Source organism: Bradyrhizobium cytisi (assembly GCF_008123515.1).
Lineage (GTDB): Bacteria > Pseudomonadota > Alphaproteobacteria > Rhizobiales > Xanthobacteraceae > Bradyrhizobium > Bradyrhizobium cytisi.
The window spans coordinates 80,062-99,370 of the sequence record NZ_VSSR01000027.1 but is presented as its reverse complement, the minus strand read 5'-3'; the positions used below and the strand labels follow the sequence as shown (position 1 = coordinate 99,370).

General features: G+C 62.0%; 23 protein-coding genes and 1 tRNA gene. 8 read left to right on the top strand and 16 right to left on the bottom strand.

Translation table 11 applies throughout. The annotated features are described in order from the left end of the window. Positions 1 to 10: 10 nt before the first annotated feature. From FXB38_RS18215 to FXB38_RS18195, 5 genes are all read left to right on the top strand, one after another. Complete coding sequence (locus FXB38_RS18215; protein WP_148752317.1) at positions 11 to 676, top strand: OB-fold-containig protein; 666 nt, start codon at positions 11 to 13, stop codon at positions 674 to 676. Positions 677 to 715: 39 nt separating this feature from the next. Beyond that, on the top strand, positions 716 to 2,425 hold the full coding sequence (locus FXB38_RS18210; RefSeq protein WP_148752315.1) for a flotillin family protein: 1,710 nt from the start codon (positions 716 to 718) through the stop codon (positions 2,423 to 2,425). 88 nt (positions 2,426 to 2,513) lie between these two features. Further along, positions 2,514 to 2,885, top strand: a complete 372-nt coding sequence (locus FXB38_RS18205) for a hypothetical protein (protein ID WP_148752313.1) — start codon at positions 2,514 to 2,516, stop codon at positions 2,883 to 2,885. A 136-nt stretch (positions 2,886 to 3,021) separates the two neighbouring features. Further along, positions 3,022 to 3,096 (top strand) — tRNA-Asn (locus FXB38_RS18200). Positions 3,097 to 3,520: 424 nt separating this feature from the next. Next, positions 3,521 to 3,700 (top strand): hypothetical protein, encoded by a 180-nt coding sequence (locus FXB38_RS18195; RefSeq protein WP_148752311.1) that lies wholly within the window; start codon positions 3,521 to 3,523, stop codon positions 3,698 to 3,700. A gap of 652 nt (positions 3,701 to 4,352) precedes the next feature. On the opposite strand, the gene FXB38_RS18190 is transcribed toward FXB38_RS18195, so the two are convergent. Both FXB38_RS18190 and FXB38_RS18185 read right to left on the bottom strand, forming a co-directional pair. Beyond that, complete coding sequence (locus tag FXB38_RS18190; RefSeq protein WP_148752310.1) at positions 4,353 to 5,189, bottom strand: hypothetical protein; 837 nt, start codon at positions 5,187 to 5,189, stop codon at positions 4,353 to 4,355. After that, positions 5,186 to 5,392 (bottom strand): hypothetical protein, encoded by a 207-nt coding sequence (locus tag FXB38_RS18185; protein ID WP_187434963.1) that lies wholly within the window; start codon positions 5,390 to 5,392, stop codon positions 5,186 to 5,188. The genes FXB38_RS18190 and FXB38_RS18185 overlap by 4 nt, the downstream gene beginning before the upstream one ends. A 477-nt stretch (positions 5,393 to 5,869) precedes the next feature. Between FXB38_RS18185 and FXB38_RS18180 the strand changes: the two genes are divergently transcribed. Both FXB38_RS18180 and FXB38_RS18175 read left to right on the top strand, forming a co-directional pair. Next, positions 5,870 to 6,286, top strand: a complete 417-nt coding sequence (locus tag FXB38_RS18180) for a hypothetical protein (RefSeq protein ID WP_246229955.1) — start codon at positions 5,870 to 5,872, stop codon at positions 6,284 to 6,286. Between the two features lie 45 nt (positions 6,287 to 6,331). Beyond that, positions 6,332 to 6,910 (top strand): hypothetical protein, encoded by a 579-nt coding sequence (locus FXB38_RS18175; protein ID WP_148752308.1) that lies wholly within the window; start codon positions 6,332 to 6,334, stop codon positions 6,908 to 6,910. A gap of 309 nt (positions 6,911 to 7,219) precedes the next feature. On the opposite strand, the gene FXB38_RS18170 is transcribed toward FXB38_RS18175, so the two are convergent. The 14 genes from FXB38_RS18170 to FXB38_RS18110 all read right to left on the bottom strand — a co-directional run bounded on the left by FXB38_RS18170 (position 7,220) and on the right by FXB38_RS18110 (position 18,662). Further along, on the bottom strand, positions 7,220 to 7,618 hold the full coding sequence (locus FXB38_RS18170) for a hypothetical protein (RefSeq protein ID WP_148752306.1): 399 nt from the start codon (positions 7,616 to 7,618) through the stop codon (positions 7,220 to 7,222). Positions 7,619 to 7,707: 89 nt separating this feature from the next. Beyond that, complete coding sequence (locus FXB38_RS18165) at positions 7,708 to 9,285, bottom strand: hypothetical protein (protein WP_148752304.1); 1,578 nt, start codon at positions 9,283 to 9,285, stop codon at positions 7,708 to 7,710. A gap of 63 nt (positions 9,286 to 9,348) precedes the next feature. Continuing rightward, positions 9,349 to 9,522 carry a hypothetical protein gene (locus tag FXB38_RS42790; RefSeq protein WP_187434962.1) on the bottom strand — a complete coding sequence of 58 codons (174 nt, stop codon included), beginning with the start codon at positions 9,520 to 9,522 and terminating at the stop codon, positions 9,349 to 9,351. Continuing rightward, a complete protein-coding gene (locus tag FXB38_RS18160; protein WP_148752302.1) occupies positions 9,519 to 9,986 on the bottom strand; it encodes a hypothetical protein in 468 nt (155 codons plus the stop codon). The genes FXB38_RS42790 and FXB38_RS18160 overlap by 4 nt, the downstream gene beginning before the upstream one ends. 11 nt (positions 9,987 to 9,997) lie before the next feature. After that, positions 9,998 to 10,192 carry a hypothetical protein gene (locus FXB38_RS18155; RefSeq protein ID WP_148752300.1) on the bottom strand — a complete coding sequence of 65 codons (195 nt, stop codon included), beginning with the start codon at positions 10,190 to 10,192 and terminating at the stop codon, positions 9,998 to 10,000. Between the two features lie 19 nt (positions 10,193 to 10,211). Then, complete coding sequence (locus tag FXB38_RS18150) at positions 10,212 to 10,418, bottom strand: hypothetical protein (protein ID WP_148752298.1); 207 nt, start codon at positions 10,416 to 10,418, stop codon at positions 10,212 to 10,214. 17 nt (positions 10,419 to 10,435) lie between these two features. Continuing rightward, a complete protein-coding gene (locus FXB38_RS18145) occupies positions 10,436 to 11,314 on the bottom strand; it encodes a hypothetical protein (RefSeq protein WP_148752297.1) in 879 nt (292 codons plus the stop codon). A 54-nt stretch (positions 11,315 to 11,368) separates the two neighbouring features. Then, a complete protein-coding gene (locus FXB38_RS18140) occupies positions 11,369 to 11,554 on the bottom strand; it encodes a hypothetical protein (protein WP_148752295.1) in 186 nt (61 codons plus the stop codon). A gap of 987 nt (positions 11,555 to 12,541) precedes the next feature. Then, the gene (locus FXB38_RS18135; protein ID WP_148752293.1) at positions 12,542 to 14,341 is read right to left on the bottom strand and encodes an AAA family ATPase; all 1,800 of its coding nucleotides are present in this window, start codon (positions 14,339 to 14,341) and stop codon (positions 12,542 to 12,544) included. Further along, positions 14,338 to 14,637, bottom strand: a complete 300-nt coding sequence (locus FXB38_RS18130) for a hypothetical protein (RefSeq protein WP_148752291.1) — start codon at positions 14,635 to 14,637, stop codon at positions 14,338 to 14,340. Before FXB38_RS18130 ends, FXB38_RS18135 begins: the two co-directional genes overlap by 4 nt. Next, the gene (locus FXB38_RS18125; protein ID WP_187434961.1) at positions 14,634 to 16,406 is read right to left on the bottom strand and encodes a DEAD/DEAH box helicase; all 1,773 of its coding nucleotides are present in this window, start codon (positions 16,404 to 16,406) and stop codon (positions 14,634 to 14,636) included. The genes FXB38_RS18130 and FXB38_RS18125 overlap by 4 nt, the downstream gene beginning before the upstream one ends. Beyond that, positions 16,369 to 16,614, bottom strand: a complete 246-nt coding sequence (locus FXB38_RS18120; protein WP_148752287.1) for a hypothetical protein — start codon at positions 16,612 to 16,614, stop codon at positions 16,369 to 16,371. The genes FXB38_RS18125 and FXB38_RS18120 overlap by 38 nt, the downstream gene beginning before the upstream one ends. A 99-nt stretch (positions 16,615 to 16,713) precedes the next feature. After that, positions 16,714 to 17,322 carry a hypothetical protein gene (locus FXB38_RS18115; RefSeq protein ID WP_148752285.1) on the bottom strand — a complete coding sequence of 203 codons (609 nt, stop codon included), beginning with the start codon at positions 17,320 to 17,322 and terminating at the stop codon, positions 16,714 to 16,716. After that, positions 17,319 to 18,662, bottom strand: coding sequence for a tyrosine-type recombinase/integrase (locus FXB38_RS18110; RefSeq protein ID WP_246229953.1), 1,344 nt, complete (start codon positions 18,660 to 18,662; stop codon positions 17,319 to 17,321). Before FXB38_RS18110 ends, FXB38_RS18115 begins: the two co-directional genes overlap by 4 nt. A gap of 432 nt (positions 18,663 to 19,094) precedes the next feature. Between FXB38_RS18110 and FXB38_RS18105 the strand changes: the two genes are divergently transcribed. Then, positions 19,095 to 19,274: a hypothetical protein gene (locus FXB38_RS18105; protein ID WP_148752283.1), complete on the top strand. Its 180-nt coding sequence runs from the start codon at positions 19,095 to 19,097 to the stop codon at positions 19,272 to 19,274. Positions 19,275 to 19,309: the final 35 nt, after the last annotated feature.

Sequence of the window (19,309 nt, the reverse complement as noted above, 5' to 3'; positions counted from 1 at the left end):
GTAATGTGTCATGAGCGCTCTGCTCGAGCACGTGATGTCGCCGGAGGTCAGGCCGTTCGCGATCGCGGCGGCCATGATCCTCATCGTTGGCTCTATTGAGGTCGTCTCGATGCTGGTCGGGGCGTCGCTGAGCGAGATGCTCGGCACCAACATCGATTTCGGTCATCCCAGCGACAATGGGGTGATCAACGCCATCTCCTGGATCAATGTCGGCGGCGTGCCGCTCTTGATCTTCCTGCTGCTGGCGCTCGGCGCCTTTTCCATCACCGGCTTCCTGATCCAGGACATTGCGCGGATGATCGCCGGTCCCTTGCCGGCGACACTCGCGTCGGTCGGGGCGGTGGCGGTGTCGGTGCCGCTGGTCCGCGCCGCAAGTGGGGCCATCGCGCGGATCATTCCCAGGGATGAAAGCTATGTGGTTGGCCTCGGCGATCTCGTCGGCCGCGTCGGCGAGGTGGTCATCGGCCCGCTCGATCAGGGGCCGCCCGGCCGCGTCAGCGTCGCCGACATCCATGGCAACAGGCATTTCGTCTGGGCGGTTGCAGCGCCCGCATCGGGCCCATTGCCGCAGGGAACCCTGGTCCTTCTGGTCGATCGCGCCGGCACCCGTTTCGTGGCGGTCAAGGCCGACGATGAACTCAAACCGTCCAGGCCCACTCTAACAAGTCCACTCTGATCAATCTAAGCAGCCAGCAAGTCATTATTGGAGAAAGTCATGTTTGACATCGCAGTCCCGGCCACGATCGGCGTCGCGCTGATCGTCGTCCTCGGGATCGTCTTCACCATCCTCTACAAGCGCGCCACCCGCGACGAGGCCTTCGTGCGCACCGGCCTCGGCGGCAAGAAGGTCGTGCTCGATGGCGGCGCCATGATCCTGCCGATCTTCCACTCCTACGCCAGCGTCAATCTGAAGACGCTGCGGCTGACCGTCGAGCGCAAGGAGCGGGAATCCCTCATCACCAAGGACCGGCTGCGCGTCGATATCGTCGCTGAATTCTACGTCCGCGTCCGGCCCGACGATGAGAGTATTGCACTCGCGAGCCAGACGCTGGGCGCGCTGACGAATGACGCCGAAGCCCTGCGTAACCAGGTCGAGGCAAAATTTGTCGACGGCCTGCGTTCGGTGGCGGCCACCATGACCATCCTGGAGCTGCAGGAAAAGCGCAGCGATTTCGTCAAGCACGTGCAGGCGACCGTGGAGTCCGACGTGAAATCCAACGGTCTCGAGCTGGAGTCGGTTTCGCTGACCAAGCTCGACCAGACCGATGTGAAGTTCTTCAATCCGGAAAACTTTTTCGACGCCGAAGGCCTGACCCAGCTGAAAACCGTCACCGAGACGCGCAGGCGCGACCGTAACTCGATCGTGCGCGACAACGAAGTAGCAATCGCGCAAAAGGACCTCGAGGCGCGGCAGCAGACGCTGACGATCGAGCGGACCAAGAAGGAGGCCGAGCTGTCGCAGGAGCGCGACATCGCCAACAAGACCGCGAGCACGAGGGCTGAAGTCGCAACCGCGACGCAGACCGCGCGCCTGACCGAGGAGAACGCACGCATCGACACCGACCGTGCGGTCGCGGAGAAGGAAGCTGGCGCCAAGCAGGTCAAGGAAACCGCGGTCATCGAGTCCGATCTGGCGATCAACAAGCGCAAGACCGATGCGCAGCGCGAAATCCAGATCGCAACGCAGGAGAACGAGATCCAGATCGCATCCAAGAGCAAGCAGACCTCGGAAGCCGTCGCAGAGGCCAAGGCCGCTGAAGCGCTCGCCGTCTCGGCAGAGGAAAAGGTCGTGACCGCGCGCGCCGTCGAGGTCGCCGACCGTTCCCGCCTGACCCAGGTGCTCGCCGCCCGCACCGAGGCCGAGCGCAAATCGACCGAGCTGATCGTGGCGGCCGAAGCCGAGAAGAAGGCGTCGCTGGACCGCGCCGAGGCTGTCAAGACGCTGGCCACGGCTGAAGCCGAGTCCAACAAGATCAAGGCGGTCGGCGTCAGGAATATCGGTGAGGCGGAGGCTGCCGTCATTACGCTCAAGAACGAAGCGCAGAACAAGCTTGGCACCAACGTCATCGATTTCGAGCTCGCCAAGAAGCGGATTGAGACGATGCCGTTGGCACTGGCCGAGATGGTCAGGCCGATCGGCAACCTCAAGGACGTTCGCATCCTGCACACCGGCGGTGCCTTCGGCGGCAATGGAAACGGGGCCGCAGGCGGCGGCGTCGGCTTCGGTGAGGGGCTTGCCGGCGAGCTCCTCAAGGTCCACGCGCTGCGTCCGATGATCGACGAGATCCTGCGCCAGAGCGGTTTTGCGCCGGGCGATGATCCCGTGAAGGCGCTGGTCGGCGCTGTTACCGGCAAGGCCAATGGTGCCGCGGTAACGCCGCCGGCCGTACCTGCGCCGGAGAAGACAAACTCCGCCGATCTATGAATGCCGGTTCATTGCTGCGGAGAATTCGAAACGATATGAACTGGCTCGTTGCGCGTCTCACGTCGCGCAACGAGCCGGAGAATTTCACATGAAGTTTTTTCTGTCTGGACTGATCGCGATCGGACTTGCGATCGCAGCTACTCCGTCGTCGTTCGCCGCCGATGCCCGCAACGTCACCGTCGTCAACGAGACCGGTTATGCCATCAAATTCCTCGGCTTCAACGCGCCGGACGATGGCCTGGACAAATGGGACAACGAGCTGGACAAGGTTTTGCAGAACCAGGCCTCGACCTATGTCGAGTTCGACGAGGACGACGAGGGCTGCGTCTGGAACATCCGCGTCGACTGGCAGAACTATGACGAGTCCGTGCTCTGGAAGAACGTCAATCTCTGCAAGATGACCGCGCTTCGGCTGCGCTACGATCCCGGCACCAAGACCACGTCCTTCACCGCTGAGTAATCTTGACTTGACCCAGGCCCGAGGAGGGGCCGCGCAGTCCCTTGCTCGATGCTTTGCGAAGGATGACGAATTCGTCCTTTGCAAGCGCAACCGGCTTTGTTATACGCAGCCGCGCGCGAACGACTGGTTCGCCTTTTCCTCGGTAGCTCAGCGGTAGAGCATCCGACTGTTAATCGGATGGTCGCTGGTTCGAATCCAGCCCGGGGAGCCAACAATTTCAAGCACTTAGAGCCCGATCTAAGTAACCGCTGAAACCGCTGTGTCTGCATTATGTCTACAAACGAGTTGCCGCCACGCTTGCTGCAAACACGGTGGGGATAGCGCCCCGATTCTAGGAAGCCCCCGCTGGTGCGGGTTCCCGCCGCGGTCGATCGAGGATTCACACCGCAAAGCATCTGCCGAATAGTCCCCGCCGCTGGAGCCGGGGGATGACATGCTGACTGGGATCGCGATCGCTGCCGGCGTGGCTATGCTGCTGCTCGGCCTGCTCGTCCTTGGCGTGAGACACGTGACCCGCGGCGGTGAGGGGCCGATCTGACTTCGGGGCGAGGGGATCCTAGGAAAATCCGGCAATCAGCTCTGTTCGCTTCCGCATCTTGGCTATACGGTTCCCGCTCAGGAACGGAGTAGCTGCGATGAAAGACATGCAGGCTCAGTTGGAAAAGCTTCGCACAGATGCGGCCGAGTGCGCCCTCATCCGCGACCTGGCGACCGACCCGAAGAAACGAGAGCTGTTCACGAGGCTGGCCGATCACCTGACGGTTCTCGCCTCAGAAGTTGAACGCGCAATCGGGGACAGTGTGACGCACTCCTGATGAAGGCGGGCTGGGGGCGGCGGTCAACCATGGCGGCGGTCAAACAGCCTGAAAACAAACCATAGCGCGCCAGCCGCCCAGAGCAGGCAGACCTCCAAAAACAGGAGCAAGCTAAAGCGATCGCGCCACGTCGACCAAATTGCGCGATCTCTATCAACTTGGCTCCGAATGTAGGCCGTCTCCTCCGGCGACCGAGATCCTATGAACCTGAATCCATCCTCGACGAAATAGCTGAAATTTGGCGAGTCCGGAGGCGAGCTCAGGAGGTCTTTCATGGGATTGTAGCCAGCCTGCGGCGCAAAGGAGGGCCGTGGCCTGAGATCAAACATGCTCGGCCGGATCGAAACCAGTATCACCGGAAGAAGGAGAGCTGCACCGACAGCTATCTTGGCGCGGCGGATCATGCGCGCTGCCTTGCTCGCTTGTTCGCCAGCCTTAATATCCCCCACGCCCATCCGGACACTGATAGCACTGCAGCTCCTAGTAGAGTCAACAGGTGCGTGCACGGGTGGGGATAACGCGATACCAGCGACTAGTCCAAAAAAGCCCGCCAGCGTGAACCGGCGGGCCCGTGGTTGTCACCGCCTCAGCCGCCGGCGGTGCGTCATCAGCCGCTGCCGGTCGCGCTTCCTGTGCATTCGGCGCCGGCGCTTCATAGTCCGCGCTCCCTCAAGATCCGGTCGATCATGGCCTCGATATTGCGTTGCTGAGCCTGGGGCAGCGTCCGCACCACCGCAGCAAGCTCTGCACCGGTCATGTTCGGCGCGATCGGATCCCTCTGGAAGATGCGCCCCCTGCCTTCAAGCAACCATTCGAGATTGACGCCGTGCTTTTCGGTGAAATTGGCTATCTCGTGATGCTTGAGCGTCAGGGCCGGCTTGAGCTCCTCGTCGGACAGATCGCGAGACGCGGCGACATCCCTGATGCGCTGTCGCATCGCCGCTTTGAACTCCCGCCGCTGTTCGAGCTCCGCGCTATTGCGGCGCATAGGATGGGCCGTCAAAAACTCGACATCCTGCTGGATCGCCGTCTCAATCTGCTCGTCTGTGACGTCGGTGTATTTGTGCTCCCGTGCCGCTAGGGCCTTCCGCTTCCATGCCACGTCGGCGGATCGCCAAGCTGGCGTCAGAAGCTGTTTCGCGAGCGCGGACCTGAAACAACGGACCAAGCACATCCAACCGTCTCCATCGTGGTCGTGCTCCTCTTCCAGCGCGCCCTTAGGAAAGGCTCCCCACCGGCTCGCGCTATCGATCGCGCTGTGCAGCTTCATCCGGGCGGACCAATACCGTGTGCGCGCCTCGGCTGCGTTCCACGCAACGCGGCGTTGATCGCGCAAACGTGCGTTTCTGGCGGTTTCGGTCTGCGGCGGCTCTTGCTGCCAGCGCAATTGCCGTCGCATCTCCCGCGGCACCATCTCGACTTCGGCCACGTTTTGGGGAGGCAGAGCGCGCGCTGCTCGCCTCGCTGACAGTTCGATGATGTTGCTCATGCCAGCGCTCCGGCTTGCCAGCTCTGGGTCCCGACTTGCTCCAACAGCCCGTCGAGGTCGGCTATCCCGGTCTCGCCGTCGTCCAGCTCGAGCCCCGTCATCACGTAAGGGTCGCTGGCGTCGAGGAAGGCTATCAACCGTTCGATTTCAGCGGATGCCTCTTCCCTGAGTCTGGCGAGGTCGTTGAGGGCCTTTGCGCTCACCCGCTGCCCGATAGCAGGTTGGGACGGGAACGCTTGGACGGACTCCGCTCGCGGCGGAAACATGGGCCGTTGGAAGGTCATTTGGGGTTGCTCTCAGATTTGGCTTTTCAGGGCCGGTGCAGCGCAAGCGGTGCGCAAGCCGGGGTCTGAAAACGTGCCTGAGAGACACGCGGCGTAGCCTTTAGGGTTTCCCCTTGGACATCAGCCTATGGGCTTGGCGGCCCCAGGCATTGCTACACCACCCCGGCCGTGATAGGTCACAGCCAGGTTGGTGCACCCGCCAAGGTGCAGCCATTGCGCATCGAGCCCGCCAAGGCTTTCCGCGCTCGATAGAGACGCCGCCAAGCGCCTGCTATCGTCTCTCAGGTCCGGGTTTTCAGGCCCACGGACATCCCATCACTGATTTGGTTAAAAATCCATCCCCATTCGGGGGCTCGTGCGCCTACGGGGTTGCCCTCCACCGGTGGTTGCGGTTGGATGCTCACCGGCTCGGGGGGAATCACTGTCATGCGGGTGTTGGGTGTCGTGGCGCTGGCCGCCGCGTTGTGTGGGTGTGCTTTCCAGCGAGCTCAAGTTGCGCAGGACGCGCGCGCTCAGATGGTTGGCATGTCCAAGGAGCAGGTATTGGCCTGTATGGGCCCGCCAGCAAACAAAGCGGCGGAAGGACAAACGGAAGTGTGGTCCTACAATTCGGGCGATGGCACGGTCGTCGCCAGCGGCTCGGCTTCGTACGGAAGCTTTTCCGGAAGGTCATCCCAACGGTTCTGCCACATCAACGTGGTGATGTCCGGCGGAGGTGTTGCAGCGGTCAACTATCAAGGGCCAACGGGCGGTCTCATCACCGCAGGCGAGCAATGCGCCTATGCCGTCGACCCGTGCGTCAAGAAGCAGTAGCCGCCTGTTCGAGCTCGGGCTCAAGGCGAAAGGGAAATAAACCGGATGAGCAAGCGCTCCGTAAAAGCTTCGCGCGAGCGCACTATCCACACACACGCCGAGTTGTGGCACGCCTCAAACGTAGTTTTGAAGTCGGGTGAGGAGATTGCAAAGGGCTCAGCCTGGCAGTTTCTTGCCAGCGCGATCTTTACGGCCTTTGCATTTGAAGCGTATCTCAATCATGTTGGGCCGCAAGTTTACGAGCGATGGGCAGATGTCGATCGCCTATCTCCGATAGCAAAACTTGATCTCATCTGCCACTTTTTGAAGGTTAAGCAGGGTTCTGAAATTTCGACAATCAAAGAGCTATTCAACTTTCGAAACAAAATTGCGCATGGGCGGACTCAAACTATTCGCGATGAAAAGGTTATTCGTCCCGAGGATGTTGACCCGCACTTCAGCGACATTCCTCGCGATGGTTGGGAAAACTTGATCAAAGACAAGAAATTTGCAGTACGGGTACGCAAGCACGTCGAGATTTTGGCTAATCGAATAAGCATGGCCATCGGAGATCAACGAGGCCCGTTCGCCTACGGTCTCTCAACTGGAATGGCGTCTCTTATTGATGATTTACACACCGGATAACTTAAACGATGAACCCTCACCCCATAAGACACATCGTCGCTTGGTTTAGGCCCGAAGATTGGGAGGAATTAAAGGGCCTGTGTCCTCCTGGTGATCTACAGGATAGCTACGAAGAGTGGTTCGAGAATGTACAAGGCGGGCTGAAAGGATTGGGCGTGACTGAGGATAATATCGTAAAATCCATATTGATGCCGGACGATCTAAGAGATTGGCAGGCCTCAAACGTTGGACCGATTGATTCCAGGGTCCGCGCGCGGCTCGCTGTTGAGCTTGCCGTCGAGCGCAAGAACACGCGCCACTAGCGACCGGTCAGCCCTCTCGATCCGCTTCCAATCGCGGCGCGAGCGCCTTTAGCGGCGTGATGTCGAGCGGCATGGGAGCAGAGCGCGCGTCCGAAATCAGGATTGCGAAGCCGGGGACCTGCGGCATGTTGTTGCCGGCCGGCGTCTGCGGGTTATCTTCGAGGATCGCGCGTGCGGCTGTAACCCGGGCGGCGGCATTCGAGCCGGTGAGCTCCGCGATCAATGCGTGCGCAGCCTTGGCTCTGGCGAAGCTTAACAGCGCCTTGACCTCGCTCGCATAGAATTCGCGAGCCGCGGCGTTGTCGCGCATGGCCTTACGCACCGCGTCTTCCGTCAGCCCTGCCATCTTGGCGGCCTCGGCGCGTGGCTTGTTTTCTTCGACGATCGCGATGATCGCAATTCGCATCTTTGGAGTCAGCTTATGGTCGACCGCCGCGCCTGGCGCCTTGCGAGGACGACCAACCTTACGGGGACGGCCTGGTCCACGCTTCTTGCTCATGCCGAAACCCGCCGCATGGACTTGTTGCGCCGGTTCCAGGCATTGACGGGCTTCAAATCGTTGGTTGGTTTCAGCCCCGCCATGCGCCGACCTTCACCTAGCGACAAACATCCGTACTGCAGGCAGTCGCACAGGTTCGAATATTTGTCCTTCTTCGGCCGCAACTCTCCGTCGTCTTCGCGCACAAGATGATAGCGTCCGGCCATGCCGACGATGAGCGTGCGGCAGAGCGGCGAAATCACCAGCCGGTTGATGCCGCTCGGATTGTCGTTCAGCGCGTAGGCGACCGCCTCGAGGCGAGTGCTGATGTCATTGGCCTTCACCGGCGCGGGCGTCACCGGCATTCCGTTGAACTTGAACACATCATACGCGCTCTGTTCCGTAGCTTGCCCTTTGTCGCGGCCCTTGGGATCGCCAACGCAGCGGAAGGTGCAATCCTGATAGTGCTGCTCGAGGAAGCGCTTGACCTTCGGCGCGAAGATCGTTGCACCCTCGTTGAAGCCAAGGATCTCGTGTTGAACGTTTATGCGGCCGTTGATCTCTTGTGCGAACAGCGCGGCCGGAAAGACGCGGCCGAAATCGAGCCACACCATCACATCGTGCCCGGGCACGGGCCTCAAGGGATCGCGTGAGACGTGGAAGTCGCGGCGGAACATCGGCCACACCGGCGACCCATCAACCACCAAAACGGTCTCGTTGCCGAGGCGATTGTTGATCCAGTCCGCTGAGTTGCCATCGAGCAGGTCCAAATAATAATCCGACGCCAGCCACCGAAGGTTTTCCGCATCGAGATTGATCTCGTGGCGGATAAACTCGCCGCGGGCGTCGAGGATTTTCACGGTCGCAGCGGCCTGCTTGAGGAAGCCCCAGTGCGACGGCCATTGATGCGCGCGACGTTCCTCCAGCGTCATCGATTCCGGCATGTCGACCTGTCCCGTCATCAGGGCAAGCCAGTGGTCCTCGTCCGGCGCGTTCGCGTCCGCGAGGACACCGTGCCACGTCGCGCCGCCATCGGATTCCGCTGGGAAGCGGTTTGTGCGGGACCGGATTTCCCGAAACAGCTCGAGGCTCGCGTACTGACACTCATGAACGCACGCGCCAGTGTATTCGGCCGAACGCAATTTCTTGATGTCTTCCTCATCATCGAGGGCGAGAAAATCCACCTGGATGCGCACGTCGCCGAACGCGATCTCGTGACGCGGCGGGCTGCCCATCTTGACGTCGCCATACAAAGCTGGCGGCCAGACTTGGCGCCATGTCGGCAGCGTCGTTCGTTTCAATTCCGGAAAAGTGTTTCTTGCGACCAACCATCGCGTCTTGCGCAAGCCATCGCGCGGGCTTTTTGCCTGCTGCATCGCATGCCGGCCAAGCCGCCGGAACATGGCGTTCGTTTTGCCTGAACCGATAGGGCCTTGGATGATGTCGATCTTGTTGTCGGACATCAAAAACTTGGTGAGCACCGGACCGTCAGGCTCATAGAGCTCGCGACCGTGCGCATCCTTTTTTATGACGGCAGGCCCGCGGCGCGCACGCTCGGCTGCGATCGCGGTAAGCTCTAAGGTGCTGCGGATCATAATGGTGTCAGCCTTACCTTGATCGAGATGGGCTTAGGGCGGTCAGTGTTGCGAGGGCGGGGGTCATCGTTCAATCTCCGAACTGGACAGCGCGGCCTCTCGGGCCGGGCGCAGCCGCCGCTTGGCCGCCGCAAAATCAATGACGCGGCGGTGGCCGTTCAGATACGCGGCCAAGCCGCCGTCCTTGCCCTCAAGTGCGAGCCGCATCGCGTTCCGTTCGAGTTCGTACGTGGTCATAGTGCTCCTCCTCCCCAGCGCGCGCCGGCTCTGCGCGGTTGGATGACCCGCAGATGCGCACGCGAAACCGGTTCACTTCGTTGCTGCGGCTGCTGCGGCGACGGTGCAATCTCCGCGACCGATTCGCGCTCAATTCCGGGAGCGGGTTTTCTCGGCGAGTTGCAATGGTTGCCCACGCGGCGATTGGACGCGTCGAAAGGTGTGCGGAGAGCAAGCGTCGTGTCTCTTGCGGCCGGATTTTCGACTGCGATGAGGATCAGGCCGAGTGTCTGAAGCAGGGGTCCGAGGCTACTGCCGATGAACTTGATGCGCGTGGGGGCCAACACCTTGCCACTGTATCCGCTCGCAAGACCGCTCAGCCGATCTAGCTCGAGCCGGGCAATCTCCATCTGCTCAGATCGTTCGCGCAGCGTCTGGACCAGCGCGTCATAGTCCTGAACGAGACGGTAGAATGGCGCGTCCATTTGGCCTCGCGCTAACTCTGTTGCTGGCGGGGATTGATGCTGCCCTGGCTCGAGGCCACGCGGACCGCATGAGCCGCAACCTCGTTCGACGGCGTCGGCGGCGTAGCTGCAGGCGGGTTATGATGCGGGCCCGGCGCCGGCGCGGCAAACTTCAGGATCGGGCGCGAGGGCGGGCTCGGCGGCGGTGCATTTCGGACGATCTTCATTTTAAGATGCTCATTCGGGTTAGAGTTCGCCTTCGATTTTCCACGATCCGACGACTTTCGGCAGTGCTGGCGACATCGCGGGCGAGACGAGATTGCCCTCGGTGGCCAGCCCGCTGCGAACCGCCTGACTAGCGTGATCCAGCATTTGACCAATGAACGCACGATGCGCCGTCGGGCTGTGCCTGTGAATTTCCAGATCGTCGATAGTCATCGAAAATTTTGCCATCGGGCCCTGTCACCTCGTTAACGCCGCCGTGCAGCTGCCTGATCCTGAGCGTGACGACGCTGCTCGAAACTCATGTTGTCGTAGCCGGGGATCTTGTTCTGGTCCGGCGCGACGCGATGCTGCGAGCTGAACGACGCCGCACCTTGCGAGGCCTGCTGGCTCATCAGTTTTTCGTAAAAACGAAGGTGCGCGTCCGTGACCAGCGTCGCGCGAATCGGCTTTGCGTCCGCCGCCCCAACCAGGCCGGTGATCCACCGGCTCACAGCATCGACGCGCTGGGGACCGTTGGCGCCAACTTTCGCGATCTCCGCGCGAGAGATTTCCGCAAGCCGAGCTTCCTGGGCGGATTGGTGCGATGCGTAGATGCCAAGGACTTCCGATAGCATCTGATTGTCCCAGCCCTTCGAGTGAGCAAAGGTCCGCAACGCATCGAACGTCGCCTGATTGCCGGCCTCGTCGATCTTGAACTCGACGCCGCCCGGGGCCTTGAAGTCGGCCGGCAGCTCGAGCTTGTAGTCGGCCGGGGACGCCGGCAACGTCGCCTTGCGCTGGTCGTCGATGGCTTGGCGCTCCAGCATGGAAGCGAGCTGGGATTCTCGGACCTCAAATTTTCCTACGGCGAAGAGAGGCTCATCGGTGGAAGTAGCGGCCGCAGGCTCAGCGGCGGCCGGCGGAGCGGTTTGGGGCTGCGGGCCCGAGGCGCGGGCCGCGGCGGCCTCCCGCTGCTCACGGGCGGGGCTGTGGCCGCGGGCGCGGGGGTTCTCCGGCCCACGCAACTGCTCGTGCCGCTGCTCGGTTGTCAGCGCATTCCATTCCGGCGAGCCCGGCGCGACCCGTTGTGCTGGCGCCGGTGCGGACGATGGCGCCGGTGCTGCTACGGGTGGCGGCGGTGCCAACGGTACGATGGCGGCGGTCGCGAGAGTGGGAGCGTCAGTCATTTGTCATCCATCCTATGCCGCGTGCTGGCCGCGCTGCTGCGACTTGGGCGTGAACGCTCGCGCAGCCAGCGCCTGCCTCAGAAGCCACGTGACTTGACCCGAAAAAGTACGGCCTTCGAGCTCGGCCATCTGTTCAAGCTGCTGTTCGAGATCGCCCGCAAACCGGACACTCCGCTGCTTGTTTGGTGCTTTCGTCATCTCTTTCTCCCGCAAATCACTTTGCGATGTTCGAAGCCATTGACTCACGACAACCGATCACTCGCAACGCTCTGTCATTTTTTGTCATTCGAATATTTGATGCTCGTCCCCAAATATCCGCACCGATAATTTTCCAGTCGCATCACCGCTTCGCAGGGATTTTCCCGAATTGTTTTGCGGAAAATTTCAATTTCAGCTCCCAATGACATGGCGCAAATGATGCGCGGGGTAACTTGCAGCGCCGTCGGCGAGCTCCGGTTTTTCCCTACCCCCGGCCTCGCTCTCGACCATCCGCGCGAACAGGGTAGGCGGCATCGATCGCCTCGCCTCGCGCCGGCGCCGACTGATCCTGATATCGTTGAAGACCTGGTTAGCATCGCGCGCGAAAACCCCTTTCGGCCGGCTCGCGGTCTGTCCGTCCTGTGATTGACCATCGTGTGGCCTGATGCAGCAAAGCCCTGCAAATAGGGCATTATCTGCATATCGACTTCGGCGTGTCTGCACTGTGTCTGCAAAACCGGTTGCCGTCGTCGCCATCCGCGCCGACTTCCGAAGGCCTGCCAGTGCCCACCGGTGAGTGCGACCACGGCCAGGCTGCGGAGACCTGGCACCGCGGCTTCCTGTGCATCCACGGCCGGCTGGGGTGGCGCGCCCAGTGCTGGCGGCGAAAGTCTGGAAGGGCGCTGGCGCTATCGTCGGCCACCACGTTCCGCTCATCTACCGAGCCGGGTTCTTGGGGCTTGGAAGGTCCAATTCTGCGTTGAAGCGTTCCACTCGCGACCCCTAGTAAATGAGGTGGAACGGAACGCCCCTCGAGAAGCAGTTTTAGATACTGCTTCGAGAGGTTCAGCGTTCCGCATGGAACGGCATCGAAGTTGCTGTTTTGCAGCGTTTTCCTCGAAATCGTTCCGCTTCGTTCCGCCAAAATCGTTCCACGGAACGGTTGTGCTGTTTTCGGCGATACAACCGTTCCAGCGAAAATGCGCATCATGTCGGGTACCTGCTGGCCTCGCGATCGCGGCGCGCGCCGTTGGTGGCGGCGGCCTCGGCGGCCTTCTTGCCGGCGTCGGTGAGCATCCATGCGTCGCGCTTCTTGGTGACTAGCTTGTCGGTGGCCAACCGCTTCATGGTCCGATCCACCTTGCTCTTGTGTGGTTCGCCCTTGGAGGTGAGCCAGCGGCAGGCGTTGGCCAGATTGGCAATCGACTGGCCGGGGATCAGCATGGCCTTGAGGAGGGTGTCCTCGTCGCTGCGGGCGTCCTCGGTCGCGCGCTCGGTCTCGGCGTCGGAAATCCACACGGCGCGCACGGTCGGAATGACCCGTCCCTTCTTGTCCATGAGGCGCGTGGTGGTGACGGTTTCCAGGCGCAGGCTGATCGGATCGAAACCGGGCCCGCGCAGCTTGTCGGTGTGATGGAGGTCGAGCAGCGTGCCGTCGTGCTTCCATAGCGTGATGTTGCCGTCGACCTCGGCCAGGAAGGCGCCACCGCCGCGGGGGAGAAGCTGGGATGGCTCGGTGACGTGCTTGACGGGGTGGCACAGGACCAGGACGCACGGCCCGCCGGGAAGCGTCGTAAGCGTGCGCAGCATCCGGGCATGGGCACCCATCTCGGTGTTGCTCAGTTCGTCCTTGCCGTTGAAGTAGGCGGCCGAGGTATCGACGATAACGAGGTCGACGCCTCCGAGCATCTTGAGTTCGGCTTCGATCCTGGCCCGCATTGCCTCGATGCTGAAGGTGCCGGGAATGAACGAAATTCGGGCCCTGTCGTCGTTGTGCAAATGCTCGTCGCCGAGAACGCGCATGCGGAGATCGTCGGGATTTTCACCTGCGAAATAGACGACCTGTCCTTTCTCTGTCCCATGTTTGCCGAGGGTGGCCTTGGGATCGCTGCCGCCGATGATGCGTGCGATCAACAGGGCCAGCGCGGTCTTGCCATGGCCGGTTTGGGCGGTCAGCGCATAGACGAAGCGCCTTTGCAAAATGCCATCGAGCAGATAATCGGGCGGGACGAACCCGTCGAGAAACTCCTGCAAAGTCTTGACGAGACGCACGCCGACGTCGGGCGCCTTCAACATGGTCTCGACCATGGCCTCGGGGGTGATGCCGTCCGGCAGTTCGTCGGCAATATCCCACTTGTCGCGAGCTTGCGTCGGGGCCCGCCAGCGGCGCAGGCGCTTAAGACCAACTTTGCCGAGCACGTCGACGAGGGCATCCGCGGCCGCTTCGCCGGGCTGATCATTGTCAGGCAACACGATCACGTCGCGACCGGCGAGGGGGGAGAAGTCGGCATGCTTGACGGCGTTCGAGCCACCGGGCCAGGAGATCCCAATCACTGGATGCTTCGCCCATGTGAAGGCATCGGCCAGCGGTCCCAGCTCGATAGCGCGAACCTTTTTCTCCCCTTCGACCAAGAGAACGATGGCATCCGGGCGCGCGGCGAGATGGTCGAGGCCAAACAGCGGCCGCTTGCCCGGCCAGGTCTTCAGCTGCCAAGATGCTTTGCCGCCACCATCGCGCCAACAGGTAGCCGGCGAAAACTCCTTGCGATGACCCTCACGCGCGTCCCAGCGGAGCACGTACCCCAGCAGGCCGCCGTCGGATCCGCGATATTCGAATGCATGGTCCGCCTTGCGACCGTCCTTTTTGAAGGCCGGCAGCGGCCCGGCCTCTGGCGGCGCAGGCATGATGCATTCACCACCTGCGGCATCACCATCGCCACGTTGACCGAGCCGGGCGATCTCGTCTGGGGTGAACGGCGCGGCGGCAGCTTCGTTGAGGAAATTCATGGGGTGATTCCGAGCAGTCGGGCCAACTCGCGGGCGGCGTCGCCCTGGCCGAGGTTTCGCAAATACGCGTAGAGGTTGACCACGTCGCCACCGGTGTCGCCGGTGGCAAAATCCGCCCAGCGCCCCGACGCGATGTCGACCGAGAACGAGCCGATGCGGTGATCATTGCGAAGCGGGTTGAGCGCGTACCAGCGCCGGCCGCGTCGCTTGCCATTCGGGAGCCAACGCGCGAGCAACACCGGCAAGGCGTGCAGAGCGGCCCTGTTGATTTTGTCGAAGTCGAGCGAAGACTTCATGCGATGGCCTTCTCGTTGAACAGCGGCGCCGCGTGGACGAAATCGCCCTGACGCGTGATGCGGACATGCGGTGGTTGCTGCAGGCGCACTGCCGCGACAGCGGCGGCTTCAGCGGCATCGATGGGGATCTGATGCGGCGCCCCATGGCGCAGCCGACGGCGCCATTCCTGCCGAGCTTGCTGGCCCGCCAGGCCGGGATGCCAGGCGCAGAGCCATTCGCTCACAGTGGGAAAACGATATCCGGCGACGCTATAGGTGATCCGAAGGCTGGGGGGGCTGCCGGGCTTGAGGTGCACCCTATACGCCACGCCGCGGACCGGAAGCACCTGGGCTGCGCCGACGATGACGGCGTGTCCTGCGGCCAGCGCTGCCAGCGCGGTGCGGCGCGGCTTTTCCTCAGTCTTCAATTCCGTGTTGCAAATCGGACAGGTCTTTGTGGCCACGGCGATGATAGCGGCGCAGTGCGGGCAGTTCTTCGTCAGCGCGGCATCATCATCACCACGCGCGCGCTCACCCTTTGCGCGGATGTAAGGCGCGTCGATCGGGCCCAGCCGCGAGAAATTGCCGGCGAAGTCGAGGATCAAACAGTCGGTCTTGTCAGGCGCGAGCCGCGTGCCACGCCCGGCGCTCTGCACGTGCCAGACAGGCGAGCATGTCGGCCGTACGACCGCGATCAGGTCGACGGCCGGCGCGTCGAAACCGGTGGAGAACACGTCGCAGCCGACCAAGCACCTGACCTTGCCGGCCTTGTAATCGGTCACGAGGTCATCGCGCTCGGCTTTCGGCGTGAGACCGGTGAGCAGCCGGGCGTCAATACCGCGCGCAACCAGCGCGGCGGCCAGGTGCACGGCGTGATCTATGCCGACCGCGAAAACCAGCCAGGCCTTCCGGTCGACGCCTTGCGCAACGATCTGATCGGCGATCCGGTCGTTGAGATCGGCGCGGTCGAAGCGATTGAGGTCGACCGCGGAATAATCGCCAGCGACAATGCGCAAGCCGTCGACGTCGAGACGCTCGATCGCATCCCGCGGCCCGATGAGCGGTGAGAGATATCCCCCCGCCACGAGATCCAGGTACCCGACCTCGAATGTGACCTCTTCGAACAGGCGATCCTCGCCCTCCGTCAGCCGGCCGCTGTCGAGCCGAAACGGCGTCGCTGTCAGGCCGAGCAGCATCAGCTTCGGATTGCGCCGGCGCAGTTCGGTGAGGATTTTGTGGATCTGCCCCGAGGCCTCACGACCAAGGCGATGGCACTCATCGACGATGAGGAGGTCGATATGGCCGAGCGTCTCGAGCCGGCGCACCAATGTCTGCGGGGTGGCGATCACCACCGCGCCGGAGACGTCGACCGGGCCGAGGCCCGCGCAGGCGAGCGTCGGCGTCACCGCGTTGCAGCTGACCTTCGCCAGCGCCGCGGCGTTCTGCTTCACCAGCTCGCGCGACGGTACGAGGATCAGCGTCCGGAGACCTGCGGCGTGGGCCCGGTGCGCGGCGTCGCCTGAGTTGAGGGATTTCCCGCTCCCGGTCGGCAGAACGAGTAGGCCCGGCTTACCTGCCTTGAGCGCGACGACCGCGGCATTTGTCGCCTGCCTCTGGTACGGGCGCCATTCCACGAGCGCGGGCTTGTCAGCTGAAGCAGGCTGCTCTATTTGCATTGGTGTTGATCCGAAGGTTTCTGACTGAAAACACGAGCGCCGCCCCTGGCCGGGCGGCGTTGCTCGTTTCAGCGGCTTAGGCCGCGCTGGCGGACTGACGGCGCCCCGGAACACTCTGCTCCTGGTCGCGCATCCACTTTTCGATGGAGGGGATGAAATAAACCACGTCGCGGCCGATACGCGTGACGGGCGGTCCCCGGCCGTCACGCTCCCAGCCGATCAAGGTGATTTCGGAATAGGGACGGCCGCGCACGCGCTCGCCGATGTAGGCACCGGCCTTCTTGCGCGGAAGATAATTCGCAGGGGCTTGTTCAGTCGCCATGATGTCTCGCCTTCGTCTTGGTTGACGATGGCGATATGCGGCGATCCCTGATGCTGTTTCCAGATTTGCAGGTTTTACGAAGCGAAAAAGCTCAAAACCTTAAGATGCCCGCACGCCTGTCGGCCCACGTAGCGCTTTGAATTCGGCTTCCTCTGCAATGTCCTTGATGCGCTTGTCCGACGTGTCATAGCCGTCGGCGTTGAGCTTCGGTCGAACAAACTTAGGAATTTCGTTGATGTTTGGGGCGCGCCGACCGGCCGCCTTCTCTTCGGAATACGCGCCTCTGACCTTGACGCGCACCATCTCATCGGTCGGATTTTTCCAATGCTTTGGCGACTCCGAAGTCGGCATTCCGACAACGGCGGAAACATCATCGGCGTAGCAGCACACGTCGTGATAGGTGCGGCCTTGGCGGACATGCAGCTCATTCCCAAAAACGCTGATGCGCCCGGGTGTCGTGATTTCGGCGGGGCTGATGTCGCCACAAAGATTACCCGGCAGGCACCCACGCAGCCGTATTCTGCCATCGATAATAGCGGCCTTGAGTATGTCACTCGCCTCGTGCGCTGCCTGCTCGGCCGGCGATCGCGGTTCTGGAAAGCTGGCCTGCATGTGGGCTTGCGTCACATGGTCGGCCAATTGCGGAGCTTGTGGATAGTGTGCCCTTAGCACTTCTCGAAATGAGTTTTCGAGCGTGAGCAGCTTCATGGCTGCACCCCCGCGCGGTGGGCGGCGAGGTCCGCCACGTTCGCTTGCGGGTTGAGGATACGCGAGAGGAGGGCGGCCAGCGCTTCGAATGCCTCGCGCTTCTCGTCTAAAAATTCGAAACGGTCATAGACGCCGCGCACTCCTGAGATCACATGGCCTAAACAGCGTTCGGCATGATCGGGATGTACCCTGGCGCGACTCATGAGAGTGCGGGCGGTGCGGCGTAAGTCGTGAAACGTAAACTCCTCGATCGGGGGGCGCCCTTCCTTTTTGCGGATATCCGCGATCGCCTCGTCGAGCGCTGTCTTGGCCTTTGAAAATCCACTAAACGCCTTCGCGCCTTTGGTGGTTGAGAATATGAAATAGTCGTTCTTGCGCTGCTTCGGCGCGGTCACTGCGCCAAGCACCTCGCGCGCCATCGCGGAGAGCGGAACGACGTGATCGCGCTTCGTCTTGTAGCGGGCCGCCGGGATGATCCACAGGTCACCGTCGAGCTCGGCCGCGGGCATGTCGGCCACTTCGCTCCGCCTGGTGCCAGTCAGCAGCATCATCTTCACGTAAGCGGGAAAGCAGGCGGGCTCCGTGATGGTGTCGAGCGCAGCCCACAGATCTCTGATCTCGTCATCCGCTAGAACCCGCTCGCGCTGACGTTCGCTCGGCTTTAGGCGGGCCATCCCGCGGACTATCGGGGATTTGAAGTCGTCATCGTGGCCGTTGATCTCGTACCAGGAGAAGGCCTTTCTGGTGTAGGCCAGCGCCAAATCAGCCATGCGCGGGCCATGCTCGTCGGCGATCTCGTCGAGCATTCGGGAGACCTGCGATCGCCGCAGCTCGTAAATGCCGACTTTGCCGATGCGCGGCTTCACTAATCGCTCGAGTTCGGCCTCGATCATGCCCGCAGTGCGGAGATTGCCGCCTTTGAGGTAGCGAGTGACGAAGTTGTCGAGCAGGCCTGAAATGTTCCTCTCGGTGGGCTGGTTTGCGTCCTCCCGGCGACGGGTGCGCTCGGGTCGCGGGTCGACCTTGTTGCCCTTGGTATCAATGCCCTTCGCTACCAGTTTCGCCCGGTTGTCCGCGGCGATGATCGCGTCCCGCACTGTGAGGGTGCCGCCCTGGGCGTTGGCATCCCAGCGGCCGAGCGTCTCCCAGTAGGGCTTGCCGTTGACGCGATGGAACCAGACAAAGGACTTCGTGCCGGCGCTGGTGACGCGGACAGCGAAGCCGGATGGCGCCTTCTTGCCCTGCAGGCTCAACCCGCTGGCATAGTGCAGCTGGTTGCCCGTTTCCGGAGCCGGCAATGCCGCCACGATTTTCTCACTGATCGCTTCAAGCTTCGCCATCGCATCGCCCCCATGTCTGCAATATGTCTGCACCTCGAAATGTATCTGAGCCATAACGAGATGTAACGGAAAATCATATGGCCTTAGCGAAATGCAAGCAAAAACCTGTGGTTATCCGCGCAGACACGGTAAAACGAATCTGCATCAATGGCTTAGCGAAAGTGGCATATTTTGACTGTTAATCGGATGGTCGCTGGTTCGAATCCAGCCCGGGGAGCCAAATTCCGCTTCGTTTTCAATTATTTGTTGGCGTTCGCTGATGCGGCGCGCGATGTCGCACGATCAGTTTCTCCGCGTCGTTACGCTTGCGTCCAGCAGAATCGCGCTCAAGCGGATGTGTGGGACGGCGGCATCCCCACTACGCAGACGGCACCAAATCGACTTAATTCGAATCGAGCTTGGTGGGGCCGGACTCTTACGGAGCTGATTCCCATGCCCGACATCCAGATCGACCGCGCCCACCTGGCCCCCTCGATTCTGCCGGCCGATATTCCCGAGCTGAGCGACGATGAATGCCTGGCTTGTCTGGCCCGCGCGGTCGAGACCCCCGATTCGGCGCGGCTGGACGAAGTGGCGGCCCTGATCGGCCGCCTTGCCGTCGCGATCGAATAGGCCATCTCGCCTCCGATGCCTGCGTGGCGTCGCCG